The organism is Pseudoalteromonas sp. DL-6, assembly GCF_004328665.1.
Lineage (GTDB): Bacteria > Pseudomonadota > Gammaproteobacteria > Enterobacterales > Alteromonadaceae > Pseudoalteromonas.
The window spans coordinates 2543848-2568838 of sequence record NZ_CP019770.1 but is presented as its reverse complement, the minus strand read 5'-3'; the positions used below and the strand labels follow the sequence as shown (position 1 = coordinate 2568838).

The 24991-nt window shown below is 44.0% G+C and carries 16 protein-coding genes and 6 pseudogenes; 16 read left to right on the top strand and 6 right to left on the bottom strand.

Features of this window, described 5'->3' with window-relative positions; genetic code table 11:
* Positions 1 to 108: 108 nt before the first annotated feature.
* From tnpB to B1F84_RS12005, 3 pseudogenes are all read left to right on the top strand, one after another.
* Positions 109 to 333: pseudogene (tnpB, locus tag B1F84_RS12015) on the top strand (IS66 family insertion sequence element accessory protein TnpB); the annotation flags it as partial.
* Positions 334 to 424: 91 nt separating this feature from the next.
* Positions 425 to 1404, top strand: a pseudogene (locus B1F84_RS12010) (IS66 family transposase zinc-finger binding domain-containing protein).
* Positions 1405 to 1425: 21 nt separating this feature from the next.
* A pseudogene (locus B1F84_RS12005) lies at positions 1426 to 1563 on the top strand (IS5/IS1182 family transposase); the annotation flags it as partial.
* Positions 1564 to 1824: 261 nt separating this feature from the next.
* Here B1F84_RS12005 and B1F84_RS12000 read toward each other — a convergent pair.
* On the bottom strand, positions 1825 to 2241 hold the full coding sequence (locus B1F84_RS12000; protein WP_131691555.1) for a GNAT family N-acetyltransferase: 417 nt from the start codon (positions 2239 to 2241) through the stop codon (positions 1825 to 1827).
* Positions 2242 to 3761: 1520 nt separating this feature from the next.
* Between B1F84_RS12000 and B1F84_RS11995 the strand changes: the two genes are divergently transcribed.
* Positions 3762 to 4337 (top strand): 2-hydroxychromene-2-carboxylate isomerase, encoded by a 576-nt coding sequence (locus tag B1F84_RS11995; protein ID WP_131691554.1) that lies wholly within the window; start codon positions 3762 to 3764, stop codon positions 4335 to 4337.
* Positions 4338 to 4701: 364 nt separating this feature from the next.
* A pseudogene (locus B1F84_RS18035) lies at positions 4702 to 5228 on the top strand (transposase); the annotation flags it as partial.
* 198 nt (positions 5229 to 5426) lie between these two features.
* Here B1F84_RS18035 and B1F84_RS11985 read toward each other — a convergent pair.
* The 4 genes from B1F84_RS11985 to B1F84_RS11970 form a co-directional block, all read right to left on the bottom strand.
* On the bottom strand, positions 5427 to 5801 hold the full coding sequence (locus tag B1F84_RS11985; protein WP_131691553.1) for a RidA family protein: 375 nt from the start codon (positions 5799 to 5801) through the stop codon (positions 5427 to 5429).
* A gap of 74 nt (positions 5802 to 5875) precedes the next feature.
* Positions 5876 to 7438: a BCCT family transporter gene (locus B1F84_RS11980; RefSeq protein ID WP_131691552.1), complete on the bottom strand. Its 1563-nt coding sequence runs from the start codon at positions 7436 to 7438 to the stop codon at positions 5876 to 5878.
* A gap of 84 nt (positions 7439 to 7522) precedes the next feature.
* Entirely contained in the window at positions 7523 to 8521 is a 999-nt protein-coding gene (locus B1F84_RS11975; protein WP_205988862.1) for a membrane dipeptidase, read from the bottom strand.
* Between the two features lie 25 nt (positions 8522 to 8546).
* The gene (locus B1F84_RS11970; protein ID WP_131691551.1) at positions 8547 to 9992 is read right to left on the bottom strand and encodes an aldehyde dehydrogenase family protein; all 1446 of its coding nucleotides are present in this window, start codon (positions 9990 to 9992) and stop codon (positions 8547 to 8549) included.
* A gap of 93 nt (positions 9993 to 10085) precedes the next feature.
* Between B1F84_RS11970 and B1F84_RS11965 the strand changes: the two genes are divergently transcribed.
* The 5 genes and pseudogenes from B1F84_RS11965 to B1F84_RS11945 all read left to right on the top strand — a co-directional run bounded on the left by B1F84_RS11965 (position 10086) and on the right by B1F84_RS11945 (position 15939).
* Positions 10086 to 10979, top strand: a complete 894-nt coding sequence (locus tag B1F84_RS11965) for a LysR family transcriptional regulator (RefSeq protein WP_131691550.1) — start codon at positions 10086 to 10088, stop codon at positions 10977 to 10979.
* Between the two features lie 204 nt (positions 10980 to 11183).
* Positions 11184 to 12935 carry a hypothetical protein gene (locus B1F84_RS11960; protein WP_131691549.1) on the top strand — a complete coding sequence of 584 codons (1752 nt, stop codon included), beginning with the start codon at positions 11184 to 11186 and terminating at the stop codon, positions 12933 to 12935.
* Positions 12936 to 12950: 15 nt separating this feature from the next.
* On the top strand, positions 12951 to 13700 hold the full coding sequence (locus tag B1F84_RS11955; protein ID WP_131691548.1) for a DUF3726 domain-containing protein: 750 nt from the start codon (positions 12951 to 12953) through the stop codon (positions 13698 to 13700).
* Between the two features lie 187 nt (positions 13701 to 13887).
* Positions 13888 to 14250: a M20/M25/M40 family metallo-hydrolase gene (locus B1F84_RS18030; protein ID WP_276319964.1), complete on the top strand. Its 363-nt coding sequence runs from the start codon at positions 13888 to 13890 to the stop codon at positions 14248 to 14250.
* Between the two features lie 562 nt (positions 14251 to 14812).
* Positions 14813 to 15939, top strand: a pseudogene (locus tag B1F84_RS11945) (hypothetical protein).
* A gap of 375 nt (positions 15940 to 16314) precedes the next feature.
* Here B1F84_RS11945 and B1F84_RS18025 read toward each other — a convergent pair.
* Positions 16315 to 16791: pseudogene (locus tag B1F84_RS18025) on the bottom strand (nuclear transport factor 2 family protein); the annotation flags it as partial.
* 186 nt (positions 16792 to 16977) lie between these two features.
* Here B1F84_RS18025 and B1F84_RS17950 point away from each other — a divergent pair.
* The 6 genes from B1F84_RS17950 (at position 16978) to traD (ending at position 24983) form a co-directional block, all read left to right on the top strand.
* Positions 16978 to 17127 (top strand): hypothetical protein, encoded by a 150-nt coding sequence (locus B1F84_RS17950; RefSeq protein ID WP_165489685.1) that lies wholly within the window; start codon positions 16978 to 16980, stop codon positions 17125 to 17127.
* A gap of 38 nt (positions 17128 to 17165) precedes the next feature.
* Entirely contained in the window at positions 17166 to 19217 is a 2052-nt protein-coding gene (gene brxL / locus B1F84_RS11930) for a protease Lon-related BREX system protein BrxL (protein ID WP_131691547.1), read from the top strand.
* Between the two features lie 26 nt (positions 19218 to 19243).
* The gene (locus tag B1F84_RS11925) at positions 19244 to 20014 is read left to right on the top strand and encodes a hypothetical protein (protein WP_131691546.1); all 771 of its coding nucleotides are present in this window, start codon (positions 19244 to 19246) and stop codon (positions 20012 to 20014) included.
* A gap of 33 nt (positions 20015 to 20047) precedes the next feature.
* On the top strand, positions 20048 to 20842 hold the full coding sequence (locus tag B1F84_RS11920; RefSeq protein WP_131691545.1) for an abortive infection family protein: 795 nt from the start codon (positions 20048 to 20050) through the stop codon (positions 20840 to 20842).
* 121 nt (positions 20843 to 20963) lie between these two features.
* A complete protein-coding gene (mobH, locus tag B1F84_RS11915; RefSeq protein WP_131691544.1) occupies positions 20964 to 23114 on the top strand; it encodes a MobH family relaxase in 2151 nt (716 codons plus the stop codon).
* Between the two features lie 48 nt (positions 23115 to 23162).
* Positions 23163 to 24983: a conjugative transfer system coupling protein TraD gene (gene traD, locus B1F84_RS11910; protein ID WP_131691543.1), complete on the top strand. Its 1821-nt coding sequence runs from the start codon at positions 23163 to 23165 to the stop codon at positions 24981 to 24983.
* The last annotated feature ends 8 nt before the right edge of the window (positions 24984 to 24991 follow it).

Here is a 24991-nt window from a genome sequence, read left to right as displayed (position 1 = left end):
TGTGCCCACCGTTTATTTATGTGCGGATGTGGTCGATTTTCGTAAATCGATTAATTGATTAGCCGCCTTAGTGGAAGCAGGGCTTGAACTACCGGTGCCAGTGGCGCACTATTAGTGTTTTGTAATAAAGGGCGCGACAAACTCAAACTGCTGTACTGGGATAACACTGGCTTTGCCCTATGGTATAAGCGATTAAACAAGCATAAATTTAAATGTCCCAAACTCATGTTACCCACCATGACATTAACTGAGCAACAATTACACTGGTTATTAGCGGGTTATGATGTGATTGGCCACAGCAAAATTGATGTCGCAGGTAAGCAAGTGCTTTAATTATTCAAAAGATATGGCGATCGATTAATGATCATCAAAAGACGTTCAGTTAGCACTGGAAAGCCTTTTGTTATGCCTTAAAATAGGCTTCATGAAAAATGAACTCGCCCTTAAACAGCGCATCGCTGAGCTGGAAAAACTGCTCGAAAATGAGCGGCAATTATCTTTACAGAAAGATGCGCAAATCGCAGCGTTAGAAGAACGCTGGCGTTTAGCTCAACAAAAACAATTCGGCAAAAGTGCTGAAGGCTTTGTAGGGCAAGACGAGTTATTCAATGAAGTGGAGGAAATTGTTTAAGCCGCTGAGGCTGGGCAACAATCCATTAGCTATACCCGTAAAAAGCCAGTGCGTAAGCCGCTGCCAAAAGACTTATTTCGTGGGCAGGTTATCCACGACATCGAAGATAAAACCTGTAATTGTTGTGGCGGTGAGCTACATAAAATGGGTGAATATAAGTCAGAAAAGCTTGAGTTTATTCCCGCTCAAATCAAAGTGATTGAGCACATTCGGCCTAAGTACGCTTGCCGTCACTGTGATAAATCCTCGATTCAAACACAGATAAAGCAAGCCTCAATGCCTGCCATGCCATCAACAAAGGCATTGCAACGAGCAGTTTGCTCAGTCAGCTTATCACCAGTAAATACCAATATGGGTTACCGCTTTATCGCCAGGGGGCGATGCTCAAGCAATATGGTATTAAGCTGAGTCGTCAGAACATGAGCAGCTTGATAGACAAATCCGCCACACTCTTTGCACTACTAGTTGAACGATTTAAAACAGAGTTGTTAAAGCAGCCCACGTTATTTGCCGATGAAACGCCATTAAAGGAGGTGAAATCCGATGAGTGTATTACTCTGGTCGAGATTCACCAGACCCGAATAATCCAAAAGAATTGGTTATTTAGCCAAACGGCTAACGGTGCACATGCCAGAACCACTCTTTACAGTATTATGTAAACCGCCAAAACAAATGGTCTAATCCCATTTGATTACATCATGGTTTGCCTTGATGAACTGTGTAAACCAGAACCCAATATCGATAGCTTGTTACCCTGGAATTTTAAACAGTAGGTGTTTTTCGCTAGACGGTTACGAATCATCAAGTGTCAGTTTGGTTTTAGAAAAGCTGTTTATCGTGGGTTGGCTAAAAATGACAGTAAGCTCGCCATGCTGTTTACTTTTGCAAACATGTTTCGAGTTGATCAGCTGATCCGAAAAGCAAGAGGTTAATACGTTTAAAAAACACTAAACAAGGTTCAATTATCTTGTTTAGTGGTAAAATGATAAACAACCCACATTACTGACTGTCATTGGGCTTTCAGAATGTTAAGGCGCGCTGTTTGACTTGAACGCATGTTCCTTAGAGATATCTGATATAATGTTACAAATCATTGTGTTAGTAGAGTTAAAACCTTTTACAGTCAATAGTTAATGAGTAAGTTTTTCAAACGCTCTAAGCATGAACAAGTATATTCGATGTAAATTGATTGGTTAGATTATTTTTTCCATATTCACATGCTCAATATTAACTTCAATATATGCTTTACCATGTTTTGAAAAGCCTAATTTTTCATAAAAAGTTATTGCATGACTCTGTGCTCCAAGATAGACTCTTTTTAGATTGTTTTTTCTTGCCTCTTTGATTAAAGATATAATAATCTCAGCACCCAACCCTTTACCTCTATATTCCTTAAGTACAGCTAATCTGCCGATATGACCATCATTTAGCATTCTGCCTGTGCCAACATATTTATCATCGGAACGGATCAGCACGTGTACAGCATCATGATCTTGACCATCAAAATCCATATTGGGATCAATATTCTGCTCACTCGTAAATACTTTGCTCCTTATGTTTTTGATCTCCGGAGCATATTTTTCATCAAACGATACCGTAATTATTTTCACTGCTTTTTCCTTGTTATAACGTTTTAATATTTGACGCCTACGCCTAGTTTTTCCAATCGCTTACTACTAGCCTTTCTATTTACGTGCACATGCTCCAGTTATTTGAGGCAGCGGTAGGACTGCGGAATTAGCTAATTATAAGTATTGCCTGTAGCTCTTCTAAAAGCTTATTCTTAATATAATATTTCAATAATTGTACTCTTTAAGTTGTGGCAATCAAGTTTTATGATGATTTTGTTGATTACATATATCTGACAGGAGCCGTTATGAAACATATAAAACGTCTATAGCTCTGATCTCACTGCTGGCGTTTAACCCTGCTTATGCAGTGACTGATATTGAAGTGGTCGCGCAACTGGAAGGCAGTCGGCGGGGAACCCAATGTGACGACCACCGTTCGTATTATATTTTCACCACAACTCATTGATTTAAAGGTTATTTACTGGTGTTGGTATCGATGCTACTGAAGAGTGCGTTGTCTGGGTTCTGGATATGGGCAGTGATACTGCTCCTGCGCAGCCAGTTGGCTGGAACAGTATTGGTCAAAGTTATCTCGGTTGAAAAGGAAGCATTGGTTGGTACACCTTTTCTGCAGGACTTTGCGATTGATACGAGCGTAATAAGGTCTATATTGCGGATATGACCCTAGGTATCCTTGCTGGTGAAGCCAAGCCCGCGCTTGTTGTTGATCTTGAAACGCCTAAAGCCCGCCGGGTGTTGGAAGCTGATATCAGGCTGATGATGGGAAATCATACAGTCAAGATTGATGGAACGGTTATGGAAACTAGGCGAGAAGGCGGTACGAATGAGGCTCTTTATCTGGATCACTATCGATACTCAGTACCAGTGGGTTTATTTTGCTACCGTTAATGGCAGTAAGGTTTATCGAATTCCCGGAGCAGTACTGGCTGATAAGTAGCGACTGCTTTTACTGCAGTATGGGGCGCTGCTTCTGCGGTTAGCAAATTCCAGTTGCTTAAGGGGCTCCAAGGCGCATATAAGCCTATGGTGTTGCAGACTCGATTAATGATTAAGCTGCTCAAGGCGTTGACCAATATCAAGGTGATTGCATCGGCTCCGCCTTGATACGCAGAAATGGATGAAGTCCCTGAGTGCAGACCATGTTGCCAGTCTGAATCAGACGTATAAGCATCTTGCTGCGATTGCAAACTTTATCGCCCCGCAGGGTAAATTTGGTTTGACTGATGATCCAGAACGTCTCAATATTAGTGTTTTCAAGAATAAAAGTGTGTCGGTACACTGGGCGTTTATGTTTACTAAATCGATTTTGAGACAGTGGATATTGCCTCGCAAGGGGGGAATCGTATCGCCGAGTTGATTGAAAAGGGACAAGTCATCAGGACACTGGATAAAAATTACGGAAAAATCAATGTAGAAAATATAATTAGAGAACATAAGTTGATTGCACCAAGTAAAAAGAAAGATCGTTCTCTCAAATTTCTGAGAGTATTAAAAGTAATACTAGTCATTATTGATGGTTTCTCGAAATAGGCTGGCGAATGAAAAATGTAGATTATTACTTCTGTTTAAACTCTCCATGGTCGCTTTTTTCCTCTGTGCAGATACGGAGTCTATTGCCGTGCTACAACGCAAGCTTGAATCTGAAGCCGATTGATATTGGACGGTTATTTGATGCCACCGGAGGGTTACCATTGAAGAAGCGTTCTCTTAATAGACAAAAATATCGGTTGCAGGAATTAGAGCGTTGGAGTCGGCATCTTGAAATTCCCATCAATTTACATCCTAAGTTTTATCCTTGTAATGAGGCTAGAGCAGATGCTCTGGTGATGTCTGCGGAGCAGGAGAACGGTCAAGGGCTGGAAATGGCAATTGATATTGGTAAAATGCTCTGGCGCCATGAGACTGATATTTCTACTCCAGAGTTTATTGAGAAACAGATGAATAGCTTTAATCTTTCGGAGCTTATGTGTCAGAAGCAGTGTAGTGAAATTATGGCCTCGAATACTGATGAATTGATTGAAAAAGGCGGTTTTGGGGTGCCTACTTTCATTGTCGATGATGAGGTTTTCTGGGGGCAGGATCGAATCATTTTTTTAATCGAAGCGCTTAAATAACTGTATGCGTCTAGCTAAGTACAGCTAGCATCGATGTTCTGATTATCTAAAAATACCTGCTCAATAATAAATTTGGAGCAGGTGATGAAAACATACAGATCAACTACTTAGTGACAGGTGCAACTTCAACAACGTGGCTTGTTTAGTGGCACTAATATCGAATTTTGCCAACACTATAATGTCTCTATAACCACTTACTATAAACAGCGCTTTACTGGCTGAGTATCAGCCTAATTCAACCTTGCCAGTGCAAACAACGAACCCCACATTATCACGTTTTATTCAGTTAAAACAAACCACCACTGAAGTCTGCGCGCAAACTTATAAAAATACACTGCAGCTTTATACCCGCACAGGCTCTCTCATGCTATTGTTTAGGGTCCAAAGTAAAGGCTGAAAAGGTCAGCGAAGTACGACAACAGACTGTCACCATACGGTGCAATGGACGTATGAATTGACCTCCAAAGAGCCTTGGGTACTGGTGACTAACTCGACTATGGAAGCCATGTCGCCTTAGAAACTGGTCAATATTTACCATAAACGAATGCAAATAGAGGAAACATTTAGAGACTTAATAAAGTCCCGCTTATGACTTTGGTTTACGTCATAGCAGAACACGTTATACGGCAAGGATGGACATACTGCTATTGATAGCGTTATTGGTGCAACTGGCATTTTGGTGGGTAGGATTATATGGAGAAACACAGCAATTACAGAGGCACTTCCAAGCAAATACGGCAAAGAAAAGGAATGTGCTATCAACAATCAGGATGGGCAAAAAACTGCTGCGGCGACGGCATGATTATCCCATATCAGCAGATGATTTACTTTGTGCTGTGAGGAAACTTGCGCACTCTCATTACTCATGGTTGTTGGGGTTATGAATTATGAGGGGCCTACAGCATCTTGCTCCAGTGTATGAATGTAGCAGATTATAACTGAAAAAATCGCTGTTGCAGATTGACACAAATTGCCGCAGCTTGATTTTTTGTGATTGGATAATAGAAACCCCTGCTTAAGTAGAAGCAGGGGTTTAGAAATAGATGCAGGAGCATGTTTTTGAAGCTCGGTTTATTGAGGCTCGACTGATTAAGACACAGCTGCATACACGACTACTTCACATAGCATCTCTTCGCGGGCAAGTCCTGCAACAACCATAGCGGCACGGTTTGGATAGGGCGCTGCAAAATACTCTGCATAAACTTTATTAAACACAGGTAGTTGCTCACGAGCCGTGACATAGATTAAGACTTGCGTAACATCATCCATTGTCAGTTTAGCGGCTTCAATAGTGTGCTTTAAGTTATCCATTGTTTGGCGGGCTTGTGCTTCGATCCCTCCGTCAACAACCTTGCCTTGTGCATTAATAGGGATCTGGGCAGTATAGAATTGATTGTTAGCAATAATAGCCCACTCCAGAGGGGCTGCTGATGCAAATAGGTCGGTTTTTACGGCTGTTTTCATATTGTGTTTCCACTTTATTAACTGTGAAGGTAAAAAGGAGCCATAAACAGGCTCCTTTTGAATCATTTAAGGCACTAGAGACCTTGCTCATCCACCATTTTTTTCGCGATCTGCGGTGCAGTCCATAATGAAGGTAGTAATACCAGAGATACCGGTACGGCCGTGACAACAATGAAGGATTGCAGGGCTGAAATACCACCTGATCCGATAGAGATTAGTAGTGCCGCAACGACACCCATCATGACGCCCCAGAAGACACGTATAGAGCTTTTCGGATGATCCGTTCCTGTCATTACCATGGAGACGGCATACGTCATGGAGTCTCCGGTGGTGGCAACAAAGATAGTGGTCAGGATCAGAAATAGTACTGAGATAAAGAAGCCCATCGGTAGCTGTTCAGTAATCGCCAGCAGGGCCGCCGGTAAATTGAATCCGATGAAGGGTTCAGAAATAACGCCGGGGTTCGCCAGTTCAAATGCAAGACCACTACCACCCACAATCGTAAACCAGAAGCAGGTAATAACGGGTGCCACGATAGAGATCATAAGTACCATTTGACGGAGAGTGCGGCCACGGGAAATACGTGCAACGAACATCGCCATCAGCGGACCATAACCCAGAAACCAGCCCCAGAAGAACACGGTCCACCAGTCTAACCAGCCTGGGCTGGCACGAAAAGTTGCCATTGGGATGAATTTATCCAGGTAGATACCAAAAGAGTGCAGGTAACTATCAATGATAAAGGCGGTTGGGCCAAAGAGCAGGATAAACGCCATCAGAGCAACGGCTAAAATCACATTAGCGCGACTAAGTATTTGTATACCGCGGGCCACTCCACTAACCGCAGATAGTGTATAGATGGCGATCAGCCCGAGTAGAATGATGACTTGGGTCGTATAGGTGTAAGGAATGCCAAAAAGTTTTTCCAGTCCAAAGCTGACTTGCAGACCAAGAAAACCGATCGGGCCAACGGTGCCGGCCACCACTGCCAAAACACAGCAGGAGTCAATAATGGCACCAAAAGGGCCTTTCATAACGCGATCACCAAATACAGGGTACAGCAAGGTGCGCGGCTTGAGCGGCAGTCCTTTTTCATAATGCAGGTACATGTAAACAATGGCTGTCAGGCTGCCGAGAATCGCCCAGGCAAGAAAGCCCCAGTGCATAAAGCTTTGCGCTAATGCATTGTAGGCCGCTTCAGTCGTGCCTGTTTCACCTCCAAATAACGGGGGGGGAGAGGTAAAGTGAGCCATAGGCTCAGCTGCAGCCCAAAATACACCGCCACCCGCAAGTAGCGTACACATGATAATGGATATCCACTGGAAGGTTGAAATTTCAGGGGCTTTTAAACCGCCGAGAACAACTCCCCCAGTGCGCCCGAGAGCCAGGATAATACCAATGAAAAATGTCAGCAATAAGAGTACTTGCCAGTAAGCTCCGAAGTATTTGGTGGAGGTGGCAAATGCACTGTTAACCCAGCTAGACATCATGTCGATGTCATAGAGTGCCAATATTGCAAACAGTACTACCGTACCGCCACTTATAAGGAATACAGATATATCAACGCCTGAAAACGATGTGTTTTGGCTATTATCTGGTGCGTCAGTCGCCAGAGAAGCCTGAGTTGTTTTACTCATATGAGTCTCCTGATGGATCTCTTATAGTTATTAGTTGATCAGGTCATTTATTGATACAAGGAGTCGCTATTGCGTTCCTTATTATCAAACACCTACATTTAATGGCTTAAGTGCATCATCCAGAAAGTTCAGCCAGTTCAGGCCCATGACTTTGGCCACATCGTCTGGGCTAAAACCACGTGCTAGCAGTCCATTAGTGATATTTGGGAAGTCCCGGTTATCCTTGAACCAGGACAATGGCCGAGGCCAATTGGCGTTGGTCTTGGAACCTTCACCGTAATCCATATCCTTTGACCAGCGGCCGTTGCGTAACCATTCAAGAATCGATAACGGTTGTTCCTGACAAAGATCAGTTCCAATACCGATATGATCGATTCCCATTAGATCTGCGGTGCTGGTGACCATGTCGCAAAACTCATTTAGCGTGCAGTCCGGGCCATTTTTCAGATGGAATGGGTACAAACTCAAACCCAGTAAACCGCCGGATTCACCGAGTGCTTTGAGTACCGTATCGGACTTGTTGCGTTTTGCTTTGTGAAAGCTGGTAGGGTTTGCATGCGAAATCACAATCGGGCGCTGTGAAATCTCAATGGCTTCCAGCGTACTGCGTTCTGCGCTGTGGCTCATATCGATAACCATACCGACGCGATTCATCTCTTTGATCGCTTGGCGGCCAAAACGCGTTACACCGCTATCTTCAGCTTCGTAGCAACCGCAAGCGAGTAAGCTTTGGTTGTTATAGGTGAGCTGCATAATCATCAGGTTTAGCTCGCGCATCACCTCGATCATGCCGATATCGTCTTCAATGGGAGAGCAGTTCTGCGCGCCAAACATGATGCCTACTTTGCCGAGTTGTTTCGCGCGGCGTATATCCGACGCGCTTTTGACTGGCATAATCAGGTCACTGTTTTGCTCGAAAAGCCGGTTCCATTCCGAAATACGCAGCAGTGTTTCACGAATTTGCTCGTGGTAAACGATGGTGGCATGCACCATCGTTACGCCACCTTCGTGTAGCTGCTCGAAGATTTTACGGTTCCAGTTCGAATACTGCAGACCGTCAATCACAATCAGATCGTTATGCAATGCATTATTCATGGGTCTGCTCCTGTCAGGCGCGGATGTAAGTCGTTTTTACAACGGTGTAAAACTCTTTCGCATAGGTGCCTTGTTCACGCGGGCCAAAGCTGGAATCTTTGCGTCCACCGAATGGCACATGGTAGTCAGTGCCTGCTGTCGGCAGGTTAACCATCACACAGCCTGTTTTGGCATTGCGTTTGAAGTCCGTTGCGTATTTCAGAGATTCTGTGCAGATACCGCCGGTAAGGCCAAAGTTGGTATCGTTCAGCGTCGCCAGTGCTTCGGCGTAATCTTTAACTTTGATGACACACGCGATCGGTGCGAAGGCTTCTTCACGGTTAATCGTCATAGCATTGGTGGTGTTGGTGAACAGCGCCGGCTGCATGTAGTAGCCTTCGGTCTCTTCTTTCAGTACTTCACCGCCATAAACCAGCGTGCCGCCTTCATTTTTAGCGAGTTCTAAATAGCGTAAGTTTTGTTCCATCTGACGCGCATCGGCGACCGCACCAATGTGTACACCGGCTTTTAATGGATGACCCACCACCAGTTTTTTCATTCGTGTAATAACGGCAGCAACGAAACGATCATGGATGCCTTCAGTGACGATCAAACGAGAGGAGGCTGTACATTTCTGGCCTGTGCCGCCGTAAGCCCCGCCAACCGCGCACTCAACGGCATTATCAAGATCAGCATCATCCAAAACGACCAGTGCGTTTTTGCTGCCCATCTCTAATTGACATTTCACCAGGTTCGCAGCAGTTGCTATGGCAACTTTACGGCCCGTTTCAAGAGAACCAGTAAAGGTTAGTGCGTTGATACCGCGAGAGTTGATCAGTACGTCACCGACTTCAGCACCAAGACCCATGACCAAGTTAAATGTACCTGTAGGCAGCCCTTGACGAGAGATAATTTCAGTGAGCGCCCAGGCACTTGCCGGAACCTGATTGGCTGGTTTGAAAACAACCGCGTTACCAAACGCTAAGGCTGGCGCAATTTTCCAGGCGCCCGTTGCTGTAGGAAAATTCCATGGAGTGATAATGCCGACGACACCCACTGGCTCACGACGGGTTTCAATCTCAACACCAGGACGAACGGAATCAGCAGTCTCACCCATTTGGCGCAGGACTTCAGCGGCGTAGTAATGAAAGAACTGACCTGAGCGGTACGTTTCGCCAACACCTTCTGCCAGCGTTTTTCCTTCTTCACGAGCGAGCAGTTCGCCAAGTTCGTCTTTACGTGCAATCAGCTCGTCGCCAATCGCCATAAGAACAGAGTAACGTTGTTCTAAACCGCTCATAGCCCATTGGGCCTGACCAACCGCAGCGGCCGCAATAGCTGCTTCAGTCTGGGCTTTATCTGCTTGCGCATAGTGACCGATTACGTCGTTGGTATCGGCAGGGCTGATGTTAGCCAGGTTGCCCTTGTTGCCTTCTACCCACTCACCTGCGATGTAATTTTTAAATACTGAATCAGACATGTTGACCTCCGGAATGTAATTGAGATAATCATAAAACTCGTGATGCAATAATAAAAATTAATAAATTATATCGAACAATAAGGTTTTCTTATCATGCTTCCAGAATTAAAAGTGATTCAGCTACGCCACTTTGTTTGGGTGGCTGAGCTAAAAGGATTTCATGCAGCGGCAGAAAAGGCGCATCGTACCCAGCCAGCTATTTCGTTATCTATCCGGGATCTTGAAAACAAACTCAGTGAAGGGTTGTTTGAAAAGCGCAATGCGAAAACGGCTAAGATCGAGCTCACACCTTTTGGGAAGTATTTTTTGCCCAAAGCAAAAGAGCTTATCGCGCATCATGATCGTATCGCCGAAGATATAATGCTGTTGTCAGAGCATAAAACCGGACACTTGCGGCTTGCCTCCGTGCCTTCTATTGCGAGCCGGGTACTGCCCGAAATATTATTGAAGTTTGTTGCGAGTTCGCCCTCTCTGCATGTTAGTTTCTTTGATGATAATTCTGATGCAGTATTGAAGATGCTAGAGAACCAGCAAGTTGATTTTGGTATTTGTCACCTGTTTCATGAGGAAGATCATAGCGACAAGGTATTTTCGCCTATCTGGGAGGATCGCATTGGTGTGGTGTGCCCTAAGGGTCATCCGTTGGCAGATAAGCAGGGCGTACATTGGAAAGAGTTGCGACAGCATCGACTGATTAGTAATGGAACCTCTCGGTTATTGGAAGATACCGAAGCGCGTCCGCTACTCGGACATTCTCAGTTTTATGTGTCCAATATGATCTCGTTAATCGCGATGCTGGAGGCGGGGTTCGGGATTACAACATTACCCTATTATGCTTTTCCTGAAGAAAGCACCATGTTGCAATTTATACCCTTAGAAACACCTGAAGTGACGAGGCGTATCGGTATTGTAAAATTAAATAACAAGTCGCTGACGCCACCGGCTCAGGCGTTAGTTGATTTTATCTTTGAGCAAAATAAAAAGTGATGGCTACCGTTAACAGTGAAATATTTTATAAGAAATAACTCACTAGAAAAGTAGTGCTGTATATAGGAAAAATAACAGTTTAAGGTGATTTGATAAGCAATACTTATCAAATGATATAACCTTTTTATTTGATAAGTATTGCCTGTTTGGCTGATGATTGAGTGACGAAAACCAGATGCAAGTATATAAACGAGGATAAAAATAATGATAACGCCAGCATACATTAAAGCTGCTTTGAGGGGCGATAACGCATTGCCGTTACGGCCGATTAACCAAGTGATGAATCTCGAGCGGTTAGGAGCAATGCATCAGAGCCGATTAAGTTTTATGCGTACCTTAGTGCGTCGCATTATGCGTCAACGCTGGCAGATTGCTCCGGCACTTTTTGAGCTTGATGCACTAGGTTACGGCACTGTGGTATACGAAGTTAAAGCACTACATGGCTTGTTTAGTTTCGTTTTATTCTCCAGTTATCTGGCCCCAGAAAACCGAAATGATCGTGTTATCGCGACTCAGTGGGATATTACCATGGCGTTGGTTGATGGTCAAGTCGACGGCATCTATCTTGAAAAACTACGTCAAAATGTGCCTAAGCAGGAAGCTGGGCGGGTTGACTCGCGTGTGTTCGTTTTATCACGTGCTAACCGAAGCGCCCGTAACTTTGGTTATGTGGTTAATCAGTTAGCCAAAGGTGAGCGGCCGGATGTCGCCAAAATTGCACAAGTTGGTTATTTGTATCGCACCACCGCTGTGTACGGCAGTGGCAAATTGGGTATGGCGGACTGGGAAAAGGTCTCTACCCGTTACCCTGATTTTGCCCGCCCTTTTGCTGCTGAGATGTTTGTTTGCCTAATGCTGCGCAATTTCAGTCTGTTACAGGTAGAGCATATTGCAAAAAATCAGTCGCCAGATTTTTTTACACCGATGCAGCCTAAGATTAAACGTTTCTTCGGTATCGGTAACTCAACAGGTTTGGGGATGGCGCCGTATCTGATCAACCATCCGCTCTTGATTAATCAATGGGTTGAGATGCGTGAATTGGCATTGGCGCGTATTCGTGTGTTGGGAGGGATTAATGCACATATCTGCCAACAGCTGGAAGAATTGATTGAACGCTGTTACGAGCATACCGCAGAAACAGTCACGGAAGATGAGTGGCAGACGAGCAACAATCAGCAAGTCCTTAACGATCTTGATGGATTAAAAGATCGTGTAGCTGTTTCTTTTAATGATTGGGATGAGTTATTAGGTTGGAGTGAGGAGCACTGTTCGTTACAAGGTCAGGAGATGCTGATCTCCATGATGTTAGAGCTTTACCCTGAGCTGGTGGATGATCTTGAAGATTATCATACGGCGGAAGAGTTTTTGGATCTTGATCCACTGATGCCGGTGCAGCAGTTAAAAGAAGTAATAGAACAGCGTTATGACTGGGCGCTGGCGATTGATTTTAACGCTGAGGGCGCGCGCGAAACATTCTGGTATCGCTCCGAAGAAAAAATGGAACCGCGCTTAGGAGGGACTGAGCTGGAAGAGGGTAGGAAAAAACAGATGGCTCTGGGCGTGGGTTATGCTGTGCGCAAATGTTATGACCAGCTATGTGAATATGTCGCCGCTTATCCCAAACATACTACCGCCCGCTTTATGGTGGCGAATCCCAAATTACGCGGCATTGTGCGCCGCATTCAGACCATGAATAAGTGCGTTTATGGTGATATTCAGGCCAATCTGCTCGATAGGAATGTTTTGCCTATGCACTTATTACGTGCCAAATTAGCATTTTTTGGTGTCGGTAAATTTGATCCTCGTTCGCGTTTATGGGTACGTAATACGATGTTTCAGGGTGCTCCGTTATTGGAAGATATCGGTAAAACATTTAATGACGACTGGTTTATGCCATTAGCACCAAAACCAGAATCAGTACAAAACCAAGAGTCCTTGGAATCAGTAACCCCATAACAGCAGGAGATCGCTATGCATGTATCAATGATAGAACTGAAAGCTGCTCTGCGCCGCTGTTTTGAAGCGAGTGGTTACTTTGTCGGCAATTATGAAGACGCCGCCAATATGATTTTGTGGCTGGAAAAACACGGACTCAATGGCTTAGGTGAGTTAGAACGAGCCATCTCTTACATCAAAGAAGATAAAGAAAAACCGTTAAGTACCATGATATACGAAGATAGCACATCGGCTATTATTGATAGCAATGGCCGCAGTGCGCTGAACTGTATCGCGGCTTCGGTTGACCTTGCTCATGCTAAAGCGTTGGAGTGTGGCATCGCAACGGTGACCGTTCATAACTGCCATAATCGTATGTTCGTGCTTAAAGCGCTGACTGATTGTGGGCGACGTGGTATCAGCGCTGCGGCTTACTGGCAAAATGGCAGCAAGGTAGTGAGTGAGCATGCCGTCGCTATTAAAGCGGGGGGTCGCTACCCGAGTTACAGCGAGGCAACCACTAACTTGGCAGCCACGGTGGGAGAAAAGCAAGCGTTGACGATTATCTGTAGCTCCCGCGTTGATCTGACGGCCTCTTTGCAGCAGTCCAAAGGTAACACTAATGCTCGTTATGTCAGTGCGTTACAGGTCGAAAAAAATAAGGAATACAGTGTTGATTACGGTATCGAAATTGATGAAACGTTGTGGACTGAGATAAATCACATCGGCGAAGGTATTCTGGTGGAAAATACTGAGCATTCTAGAATGGGGGCCGGTGGAAAGTAGAATGGTGTTATTGGTTTTGGTATTGATAATCTGATAACTAGTAGAGTTAATCATTAAATGAGCTGCTCTACTTATGATTTGCTGGCGCTATTAATCGTTACCAGTGGCATTCGAGAAACTAGCCGAGCGTGTTGTTAAAGCTGTCCGGCAGATAAAAACCTAAGAGTCGCAACTCTATAACGGTGTTATACATTCTTGCGGTCATGACGGTCATACCGCAATGTTATTAGGTGCTGCTCATGAATTAGCACGTACTCAAAACTTTGACGGTACCGTTTATTTCATCTTCCAGCCTAGTGAAGAACATGGGCTAGGGGCCAAGGCTATGATAGCCGATGGTCTGTTCACGTGTTGGAAGATCGATGCCATTTATGCAAAGTACAACTTACTAGAGATATTAGAAGGACACTTCGTTGCTCGTCTTGGATTGATCATGGCCAGTAAAAGCAGTTTCGAAATTGACCTTGTTGCCACTGGTGGTCATGCAGCAATGCCTCAAATGAGTACCGATCCGTTAGTGGTAAGAGCACAAATTGTTACAGCAATATAAACAATTGTGTCACGTAACTGAACAGCCATTTACGAAACTGCAGTTATTTCGATTACTGAGTTTATTACAAACGGTAATGTAAATGTTATTCCATCACAGGTCAAAATAAAGGGGGGATACTTGCAGCTTTGCCGATGAAGCACTGGCAAAAATAGATGCTGCTATCGAGCGCATAGTGAAAGGCCAATGTATCAGTGCCGGGGGCGATTATAAGTACCACTTTCATAACAGTTTCTTGTCCACAATAAATAGTCCAGAACAAACAGGAAATGCTGCTCGAGCGGATAAAAGTGTTGTACGGGAAAGCAAGGTTAATGCTAACTGTGAGCCCTTCACTATCAGTGAAGATTTCTCTTTTGTGCTGCGTGAAGTCGCTGGCTGTTACATTCTAATTGGTAATGGCCAAAGCGAGTGTGGTGGTACGCGCTAAATAATCCTTTGTACGATTTTAATGACAAAATATTGATACTAGGTGTCCGTTACTGGCAAGCATTGGTTGAACAAGAGTTAAAACTCTAATAATAAGGCATTTATTACATAGTAATGGGAGAGGTAGAAAACAATGAAAAAATCAACACAAATTTTACTATCGGCTTTGACTACAACAATTGCATTTTGCGGCTATACCACTGTTGTTTGTGCTGAAGATGGTATCGAGATCGGCGGAACGGTGCGACTCAACTATGTCTACAAAGATTATGACAAAAGTTCGAAAGACAAAGGAGGCGATCTTAAATTCGATATCGCCGCATTAAAATTCAGTGGAAAAAAAGGTAATTGGGGTCTAAATTCTGAATACAGATTCACCGCAAATACTAACTATATCAGATATGGTTATGGCTTTTAGATGCGGGAGCTAATTGGCAAATCCAATTCGGTATAAACCAGACGCCTTTTGGTAACCGTGATTATATCTCTAATAGTTTCTGGTTTGGCATTCCCTACTATGTTGGCCTAGAAGATGACAATGATGTCGGCATTAAAGCTGTCTATAAAAATAATGGCTGGCATACGGATATTGCCTTTTATAAAAACCCTGAATATGGTCCGACTGAAAATAAGCAATATGCACCGGATTTGTTTAGCGGCAGCATCAATGGTACCGCTTACAACAACGAAGAAACTAACCAGTTCAATCTGCGCCATACATATACTATCGAGTATGAAGGCGGATCGACTATCTTGGGTGGTTCGATTGAAGTAGGACAAATCTATAACAATGAAACTAAAAACAATGGCGATCGCTATGCAGCAGCGGTTCATCTAGACTCCAGTTATAATGACTGGAACCTGCAGCTACAAGCCTTGCAGTATGAATATGATGCGGATGATAGTCAGGATCCCAATAAAATAGGTGTTGCCTTGCTTGACTGGCAATATGAAATTGCATCCAAAGGCCAAATATACAGCCTGAATCTAGCTAAAACTATCACCACATCCTTTGGTAGCGTAAAATGCTATAACGACTTTGGCCTAATGACCCCCGATGTAGCTGATACCAGCTATGATGATAGTATGCAAAACGTCACTGGTTGTGCCATTTCTGCCGGCCCGACCTACACCATGATTGATTTTATCATGGGTGAAAATATGACTTTTTCAACCGCTAATGATGATCATGTTGGGTTACCCCAAGCCGGTAGCAATTGGGATAAGCGCGTCAATATTAACTTTGGATATTATTTTTAAATTAATATTAGCAACTTTGGGATGCCAATTTCACTTTCAATTTCTAGTTAAATGATAATAATTCTAAGCCATTATCGATTATAGGTAGTGGCTTATTATCAGATATCATGTTTGTGTAGATGCAAATATTGATTTATTTAAAAGGCAACCGTCAATAGGGTAAATTATAAATGATATGACACCCAAGGCGATGTTTTAAGTGTTTTTCATACAATCTAACAAACTATTCGACTCGCTAATATTGTTGTGAACTTATTCTCTTTTTTAAGGTGTATTGCATGAGTTTTTCTGGTTTTTCTAGTCACTTTAATGACATTGATGATCCTCGCTAAGCAAGTCCTCTGTTTGATGTGTTATTTCTTACCGTTGCTGCTGTCATGGCAGGTTGAGAAGGGTGGGTATAAATAGCAGACTTCGGTTATTGCAATTTAATGATTCAGAATATGGCATTAATTGGCCATGATTCAAGCCCAATTTAGGAACAGTGCCAGAGCAGCCCATTAACATCATCATGCTGAATGTAATAATTGAAATCTGTTTGTATATTATTATTCTTTTATTTATTTCGCGGTGACCGTAACTTAATACGCGAGTAATTTCCCATTTGTCGTCTACTTTATGCCAAATCATGACAAAGTCAGCTTTGCCTTCGCATTGGTTGGTTTTATTATGACAAAAGATATGTATCCCTTCGGTAATAACTCCAAAATCTTTAATTGAGTGGACGTTAAAAGATTCTTCAACCAACTTTCGGTTGAAATGACCACAGGCATTATTTTTAGTATTGGCAATCATGGCGTCACGATCCCACGGTCCCCCACCATTATCATGATAAAACTCAACATCAGCTGTAAAAAAGCTTGCTTGCCTATCTAGTTCTTGCGGATTTTGGCAATGATTAAATGAGTTAAACGCCGCGTATCAAGCGCTTTCATTGTGTCAGCCAACCCCATGTCATCAGCCAATGCAGGCATTGAGACCAAAGTCAATAAAACCATGTAGATTGTTTCATCGTTTCGATTCCTGCCACTACATACCGTGCAGAGTAATGGTCAGGTTACTAAAGAGTACACCTTTGATGGCCATGAAGAGTTAGAAGTGCAACTGGTAGACGCGATTTCAAAACAGCAGCTTGATCGTGTTCTTATTAAAAAGAATAACGACCGCGACCTTGGCGGATTATTTTAAGGCCAGTTATGTTAAAGAATGCGATAGAGGAATAGGCGATGGCCGTTTTGAACGATTTAGATCACAAGCTGTTAGAGCACTTTCGAGGCTATGTGGTAAAGAAAGACTTAGTGCGTATGGTAAAAGTTGGTGCCAACGTACCGGTGTTTGTATTGGAATATTTAATTGCTAATTCCTGCTCTACCGATGATGAAGAAAAGATTAAAGAAGGCATGGAAAACGTTAAGAAGATTCTTAGCGAGCACTATGTTAATCCGGAAGAAAGTTCTCTAATACATTCTAAAATAAGAGAAAAAGGTCGATTTAAAATAATCGATAAAATTTCTGTCAAACTGGATTCGAAAAAAGATATCTATTGGGCTCAGCTTCAAAATAGCAACATTAACAACGGTAATATCCGTGATGGCCTTGTGAAAGAGCATGAGAAGATGTTGATGGGTGGTATTTGGGCCATTATTGACGTCGAATATGACCCCGACATAAGAATCGGTCAAAACATATATCCGTTTGTAGTGACAAATATAAAGCCTATTCAACTGTCGACTTTTGATAACAGTAAGATTATCCAGAAAAGAAATGAGTTTTCGAGAGATGAATGGCTGAATGTATTGCTACGTAGCTGTGGATATGAGCCTGATGCTGAAGGGATGACAACCCGCGTAAAAATGCTGTTACTTGCACGTCTGCTGCCAATGGTTGAGAGTAATTTTAACTTTGTAGAGTTAGGTCCGCGCTCAACAGGTAAGTCGTTCGTTTTTAAAGAGCTTACACCTTATGCCGTGCTTATATCAGGTGGTCAAGGAACAGTTGCCAAGCTCTTTGTTCACGGTTCTACTGGCAAAGTTGGTGCCGTTGGTCAATGGGATGCGATATGTTTCGATGAGGCAACGGACAAGATCTTTAAAGAAAAGGATGCTGTTCCTTTAATGAAGGACTATATGGAGTCTGGCTCGTTTTCGCGAGCTGGTGCAGGAGGTGAAATCACTGGTGTTGCTTCAATAATCCTAAACGGCAATATAAATCAACCAGTTGAGACGGTATTGCAAACATCTCACTTATTTAGTCCTCTTTCTGATGAAGTGAATAACGATACTGCATTCCTTGATCGTATTCATTTTTATCTACCTGGGTGGGAAATGATCAAGTTTGCTCCTAAACACTTCACATCTAATTTTGGTTTCAGTACAGACTACTTCTCAGAAGCATTGAAGTCGTTTCGTCGCGTTACATACACTGATGCTCTTGAAAACTTTTTTTCGCTAGGTTCACACTTGAAACAACGTGACACCAAGCCAGTAAAAAAGACGGTATCAGGTCTGATTAAATTGCTTCACCCGAATGGTGAATACACCAAGGAAGATGTGCGTGAATACCTCGAGATAGCTCTTGAAATGCGACGTCGCGTGAAAGAACAGTTAAAGCGAATCGGTGGAATGGAGTTTTGGGATACGAATTTTTCTTACATAGATAAAGAAACGCAGGAAGAGCACTTTGTTGGCTTGCCTGAGGAAAAGGGATCTCACTTAATCGAAAATACGCCACTGCCGCCTGGTGTTTGTTACACCAGTACTAGTGATGGTGACAATGTCGCGCTCGTGCGTATTGAAGCTGTTACTACCTCGGGTTCTGGGAAACTCAATATTTCTGGTGTAAGTAACACCGGAGTAAAAGAAAATATCAAGAATACCTACCAGTATATTAAAGCTAATGAAAAAACAATTTTAAGTGAACAGCATTCGCTTAAAAATTACGATATCACTATCCAAGTAACCAATATGCTGGGGGCTTCAATATCAACGGGAATTGGCTCGGCGGTTTATATCGCAATCGTGTCTGCTCTGTACAAAAAGAACCTAAAGGCTGGCCTTGCAGTGTTGGGTAATATATCCGTTGGCGGTGCGATTGAAAGGTCGATTAACTTTGCTGACAAGATAACAATGTTGTCTGAGAATGGCGCGAAGACGGTTGTTGTTCCAATGGATAATCTAGTTGAGCTAATAAATGTACCACCAACAGTTCTTGGCAATACAGATGTTACGTTTTATCAGAATAATCAGATGCTTATGCAAAAAAGCATACTGCTTGACTGATTTTAAATATTGTTGGGGTAAGATGATTGACTATCGTTAATAGCAAAGAATTCATTCGTGAGGTTAAGCGCACACCTCAGAATTTCTACATTATTCACTATTCTTGCCAAAGCTTGAATGATGATAACGACGGCTTATCTCCTCGAATTACGTCGATTGCAATACTGCACCTGTCTACAGACCAGACAGTGAGTTTTTCTATTCACGCTATTGCTGAAGAACTTGGTATCAGTCGAGATAATATCCATCAACGTCTCGATGATATTGAGCTTGCGTTACTAGGTAAATTCAATGAATTTGTCCGTGATCGTCGTGATAGATACTGGATTCACTGGAATATGCGAAATCTGACTTACGGTTTCGAACATTTAGAACATCGATATCGAGTACTTGGTAAAACCGATATGGCAGTAATTCCTGTTGAACGACGAATCAATCTCAATGATATTTTGTCTGACCGTTATGGCAGTGGTTATATTGCAGATCCTCGCTTAAAGTCATTGATGAATTTGAATGGTGGTATCCATAGGCACTTTTTAACTGGTGCGGAAGAAGTAGAAGCGTTCAAGAGCAATGAGTTCATCAAAATGCACAACTCTACGCTGTGTAAGACCGGTTTTTATAAGAAATTAATCGATAAGCTAGCTCAGGGAAAACTTAAAACGAACGCAAAGGGCATGGGCGTTCTTATTGATAGGCTTTTTGAAAGCCGGTTGGCTAAGACAATTGCATTGGCTAGTGCATTAATTTCGGTACCCATCTCTGTTTATCAAGGCTTTATTTGGCTAACAACATGACGGGCAGCGTTTTATGGTCAGAGAGGATTGCTCATGCCAAAACTAAAAGGTTCTGAGATTAGAACGATAGATAAAATTTTCGAAATGACAGATGGCTACCTGTTAGATTTTTCAGATAGGACAATGGCTGAGTATTTTGAAGACGAGTTGAACATTGATATTACTCAAGAAAAGTACCAGATCAATGGGGGCTCAAAGGCTAAACGTTTAAGAGCTTTTATTGAGCTAGAGGATGGTTACTTGGTTGGTCAAGTACTCAGAAAACTTTGGCAGTATAAATCGCAGGAAAAGGCAAAACTGCTTGAAATTTTAGCCAAAGTTGAAACTGGAGTTAGTGCTTCAGTCTTAGCGACGCTTTCAACCAAAGCCGAAGTTTTGAATATGGATACGGTATCTAGGGACCTTGATAGAGCCCTGAAAAGCGCCTTTCGTGATCCGGAAAGTGCTGTCACATCGGCTTGTTCTACACTGGAGAGTGTGTGCCGTTCGATCATAATTGAACTTGGCTTTGAACTTCCAAAGAAGAAAGATATTAAGGGATTGTTTGACTCAGTAAAGCGACCACTAGGGTTGTCTCCTGGAGAAATTAATGTAAATCCAGAAATTGCTGATGACGTAAGAAAGGTCCTATCTGGATTGGCAACCATTGTTGAAGGTATCGGAGCTCTGCGAACACATGGTGGTGATGCTCATGGTCGAGAGCGGGGATACACCCGACTAGATGCCCGTATAGCCAAGTTAGCTATTCACTCAGCAAGTACCGCAGCGTTATTCCTAATAGAAACATGGCAACTAAAGTATCCATCAAAAGAACTCGTAAAACATTGATAGCAGATTGTTAGCCTCTTGGTGGCCTAAAAATGACATGGTAGTTTGATGCAAGATTTTTGAAGCTATCGAACTAAACAACTCTGTTTGAACCTTCACACTATCGTGTCGGAGGTTCACTATGTTCAAAAAACTATTTTTTCAAACCAAAGCACTACCAGAGCTTTCATCGCAACTGGATGCAGAAATTCCACGCTACCCGCCATTCCTGAAGGGGTTGCCAGCTGCGTCACCGGAAGATTTGCAGTCCACACAAGACGAGCTAATTGCCAAACTTCGCCAGATACTTGGCTTCAACCAGCGTGATTTTCAACGGTTGATTCAGCCCTGCATTGATCATCTGGCTGCTTATGTCCACTTGCTGCCAGCTTCTGAGTATCATCATCACAGTGGCGCAGGTGGTTTATTACGTCATTCGTTGGAAGTTGCTTTCTGGGCGGCACAAGCTGCTGAAGGGATCATCTTTGTTGCCAGTGGCACACCGGTTGAGAAAAAAGAGCTAGAGCCAAGGTGGCGTGTTGCAGCGGCTCTTGGCGGTTTGTTCCATGATATTGGTAAGCCCGTTTCAGACCTGTCCATCACGGATGAAGATGGACGCTATCAGTGGAACCCTTTTTTAGAAACCTTATCTCAGTGGACCAGTAACAACAGCATTGAACGCTATTTTATTCGCTGGCGCGACGGACGGTGCAAGCGGCACGAGCAATTTTCAATTTTGGTATTAAACCGGGTGATGACACCTGAGTTGCTCGCCTGGTTAACCCAGCCGGGCCCTGAAATTTTGCAAGCCATGCTAGAGGCAATTGGCAATACAGATCCCGAGCATGTCCTGTCTAAATTGGTTATTGAAGCTGACCAAACCAGTGTCCAGCGAGACCTGAAAGCTCAACGAATTTCCGTTGACGACAATGCCCTTGGTGTCCCAGTTGAACGCTATCTACTTGATGCCATGAGGCGATTACTTGCCAGTTCGCAATGGCTGGTCAATCAGCGAGATGCCAGAGTTTGGATACGAAAATCGAATCAATCAACCCATCTTTACCTGGTTTGGAAAAGCGCGGCTAAGGACATCATTGAGCTGTTGGCTAAAGACAAGATACCTGGCATTCCAAGAGATCCCGATACCCTTGCGGACATCCTTATTGAGCGAGGATTGGCCACTAAATCCGCCTCAAATGAGCGATATGAAAGCCTTGCCCCTGAAGTGCTGATCAAAGATGACAAGCCAATCTGGTTAGCTATGCTACATATAGTTGAGGCCGATTTATTGTTCAGCTCGAATGTACCAAGTAGCGTGAGACTGTTTAGCAAATCTGAGTGGGAAGCAACACAGCAAACACAAGCAGAGCCACAGAGTCGCTCCAGTGAGCAGCCAGGCTTGCCTGACGCGTCATCATCAATCGAACACGGCAATTCGTCTGAGTCGCCATCGACAAACTCGTCCGAACAAGATGATGAACTTCGTCTTGCTAGTGATGTTAATAACCCCCAGGCAAATGAAAATGCTCCAGGTGATGGATGTGAAAAGCCTAACAACTCATATGATGGCGCTATCTCAAATAACGTAAACCAGCACGATGTAGAAGCATTGAATCTCCCTGATTCTTTGGCGTGGCTCCCAGAGGCAGGCAGTGCGTTGGTCATGGTTGGTGAACAGATATTGATCCGCTATCCCGATGCCGTAAGACATTGGTGTGCTCCCCGAAAACTGCTTGCTGAACTCAGTCGATTAGATTGGCTTGAATTAGATCCCGCAAACCCGACATGTAAGGCTAGAACTGTGACTACGAATGATGGTGTTCAGGAGCAAGGGTTGCTGCTAAAAGTGCCAGTTTCTAAAGGGCTAACTGCACTGATAGACCTCTCCAAACAATACGCAGAACCGGCGGCAGCAATTCAGAACGAAGAGGCTTCACAGCGTCCGAGTCGAACTGAGACAACCACTGCCCAAGCAAAAGAGCCCGTCATAAGAGCGGAGCGTAATCAAAAGCCGATTGAGCCCAATGCGAACTCAAGTACAGATCCCAAACACGCGCAGCGGCAACAGATGGTTAATTTTGTGAAAGATTTGCCCATCTTACTGACCGATGGCGATTACCCAGACGTGGATCATAGTGCCGATGGTATTCGCGTCACGATTCAAACCTTACGCCAAGTCGCCAATGAGCATGGCATTCCAGCCGGACAGCTGCTTCGGGGGATCTCGGCCAGTGACCAATGCCAGTTTGATGAGGGGGAAACGGTTCTGTTTACCGCTCACGCTGAACGTTAATCCATTTTAAGTTGAGCAGATTGCAAACGGTTATTTTGCGGAGCATGAATGAAAGAAAACGCATACGAGATGCCCTGGCGCACGAACTATGAAGCCATGGCAGCAGCAGGTTGGCTGGTCGGAGCAACTGGGGCAATTGCCGCAGAAATGCTGACTGAGCTACCACCTGAGCCATTTTGGTGGATGACAGGGATTTCCTCGGGCATGGCGTTGTACCGCCTGCCTGAGTCTTACCGCCTTTATAAGTTGCAGAGGGGGCTAAAAGGCAAACCATTGGCATTTATGGAGCTGTCGCATTTGCAAAAAGTGATGGCAAAACATCCTGATGAATTGTGGTTAGGATATGGCTTTGAGTGGGATCAACGTCATGCTCAACGCGCTTATGAAATCCTAAAGCGGGATAAGCAAACCTTGCTTAACCAAGGTCACGGCAAACAAATGGGTTCGACTTGGATTCATGGTGTCGAGCCCAAAGAAGAAGATGTGTACCAGCCAGTTGGTCACACCGAGGGGCATACCTTAATTGTCGGTACGACCGGTGCCGGAAAAACCCGATGCTTCGATGCGATGATCACCCAGGCCATTTTGCGCAATGAAGCCGTGATTATTATTGACCCTAAGGGAGACAAAGAACTTAAGGATAATGCACAGCGAGCCTGTATTGCCGCCGATAGTCCTGAGCGCTTTGTGTATTTTCATCCGGGTTTTCCTGAACATTCAGTACGTCTTAATCCCTTGAGGAACTTTAACCGGGGCACTGAAATTGCCAGCCGAATTGCGGCATTAATCCCATCTGAAACCGGTGCTGATCCATTTAAAGCCTTTGGCCAAATGGCACTGAATAACATAGTGCAAGGTCTGTTGCTTACGTCACAACGTCCTGATCTGAAAACACTGAGACGGTTCTTGGAAGGTGGCCCAGAAGGCTTGGTAGTAAAAGCCGTCACGGCCTGGGGGGAGCAGGTGTATCCGAACTTTAGTGTGGAGATCAAGCGCTTTACCGAAAAGGCCAACACCTTGACTAAACAAGCCATGGCGATGCTGCTTTTCTACTACGAACGCATTCAGCCCGTTGCCGCCAATACCGATTTAGAGGGGCTATTGAGTATGTTTGAGCATGACAGAACCCACTATTCCAAGATGGTGGCCTCACTGATGCCGGTACTCAATATGCTCACATCAAGTGAACTAGGCCCATTGCTATCACCTACTACAAACGATGTGGATGACAGCCGGTTAATTACGGATTCTGGCCGTATTATCAACAATGCCCAAGTGGCGTATATCGGGTTGGATTCATTGACCGACGCCATGGTTGGCAGCGCCATTGGTTCGTTGCTTTTATCCGATCTCACCGCCGTGGCCGGTGACCGCTATAACTATGGTGTTGAAAATCGTCCCGTAAATATCTTCATCGATGAGGCGGCTGAAGTCGTCAACGATCCCTTCATTCAACTGCTCAACAAAGGCCGTGGCGCAAAAATGCGTTGTGTTATTGCTACTCAGACCTTTGCTGACTTTGCAGCTCGTACAGGCAGTGAAGCTAAGGCTCGCCAGGTGTTAGGTAACATCAACAACTTGATAGCCCTTCGGGTGATGGACGCCGAAACGCAGCAGTACATTACTGACAATCTGCCTAAGACTCGGTTGCAGTACATCATGCAAACTCAAGGTATGTCGTCCAACTCGGACAGCCCCGCATTGTTTACCGGCAATCATGGAGAACGCTTGATGGAGGAAGAAGGCGATATGTTTCCACCGCAGTTATTGGGCCAGCTCCCTAACCTGGAGTACATCGCCAAGCTTTCAGGTGGCCGCGTGATCAAAGGCCGTATTCCTATTTTAACCAGCTCTACACAGGCAGCATAAGGAGTCTG

What these genes read in the sequence shown, in the direction of transcription:
- B1F84_RS11955 (WP_131691548.1), top strand. Translation starts at nt 12,951, where the DNA reads ATGCATGTATCAATGATAGAACTGAAAGCTGCTCTGCGCCGCTGTTTT.
- B1F84_RS11920 (WP_131691545.1), top strand. Translation starts at nt 20,048, where the DNA reads ATGCCAAAACTAAAAGGTTCTGAGATTAGAACGATAGATAAAATTTTC.
- B1F84_RS11970 (WP_131691551.1), bottom strand. Translation starts at nt 9,992, where the DNA reads ATGTCTGATTCAGTATTTAAAAATTACATCGCAGGTGAGTGGGTAGAA.
- brxL (WP_131691547.1), top strand. Translation starts at nt 17,166, where the DNA reads ATGGCCGTTTTGAACGATTTAGATCACAAGCTGTTAGAGCACTTTCGA.
- B1F84_RS11985 (WP_131691553.1), bottom strand. Translation starts at nt 5,801, where the DNA reads ATGAAAACAGCCGTAAAAACCGACCTATTTGCATCAGCAGCCCCTCTG.
- B1F84_RS11980 (WP_131691552.1), bottom strand. Translation starts at nt 7,438, where the DNA reads ATGAGTAAAACAACTCAGGCTTCTCTGGCGACTGACGCACCAGATAAT.
- mobH (WP_131691544.1), top strand. Translation starts at nt 20,964, where the DNA reads ATGTTCAAAAAACTATTTTTTCAAACCAAAGCACTACCAGAGCTTTCA.
- B1F84_RS11965 (WP_131691550.1), top strand. Translation starts at nt 10,086, where the DNA reads ATGCTTCCAGAATTAAAAGTGATTCAGCTACGCCACTTTGTTTGGGTG.
- B1F84_RS11960 (WP_131691549.1), top strand. Translation starts at nt 11,184, where the DNA reads ATGATAACGCCAGCATACATTAAAGCTGCTTTGAGGGGCGATAACGCA.
- B1F84_RS11995 (WP_131691554.1), top strand. Translation starts at nt 3,762, where the DNA reads ATGAAAAATGTAGATTATTACTTCTGTTTAAACTCTCCATGGTCGCTT.
- traD (WP_131691543.1), top strand. Translation starts at nt 23,163, where the DNA reads ATGAAAGAAAACGCATACGAGATGCCCTGGCGCACGAACTATGAAGCC.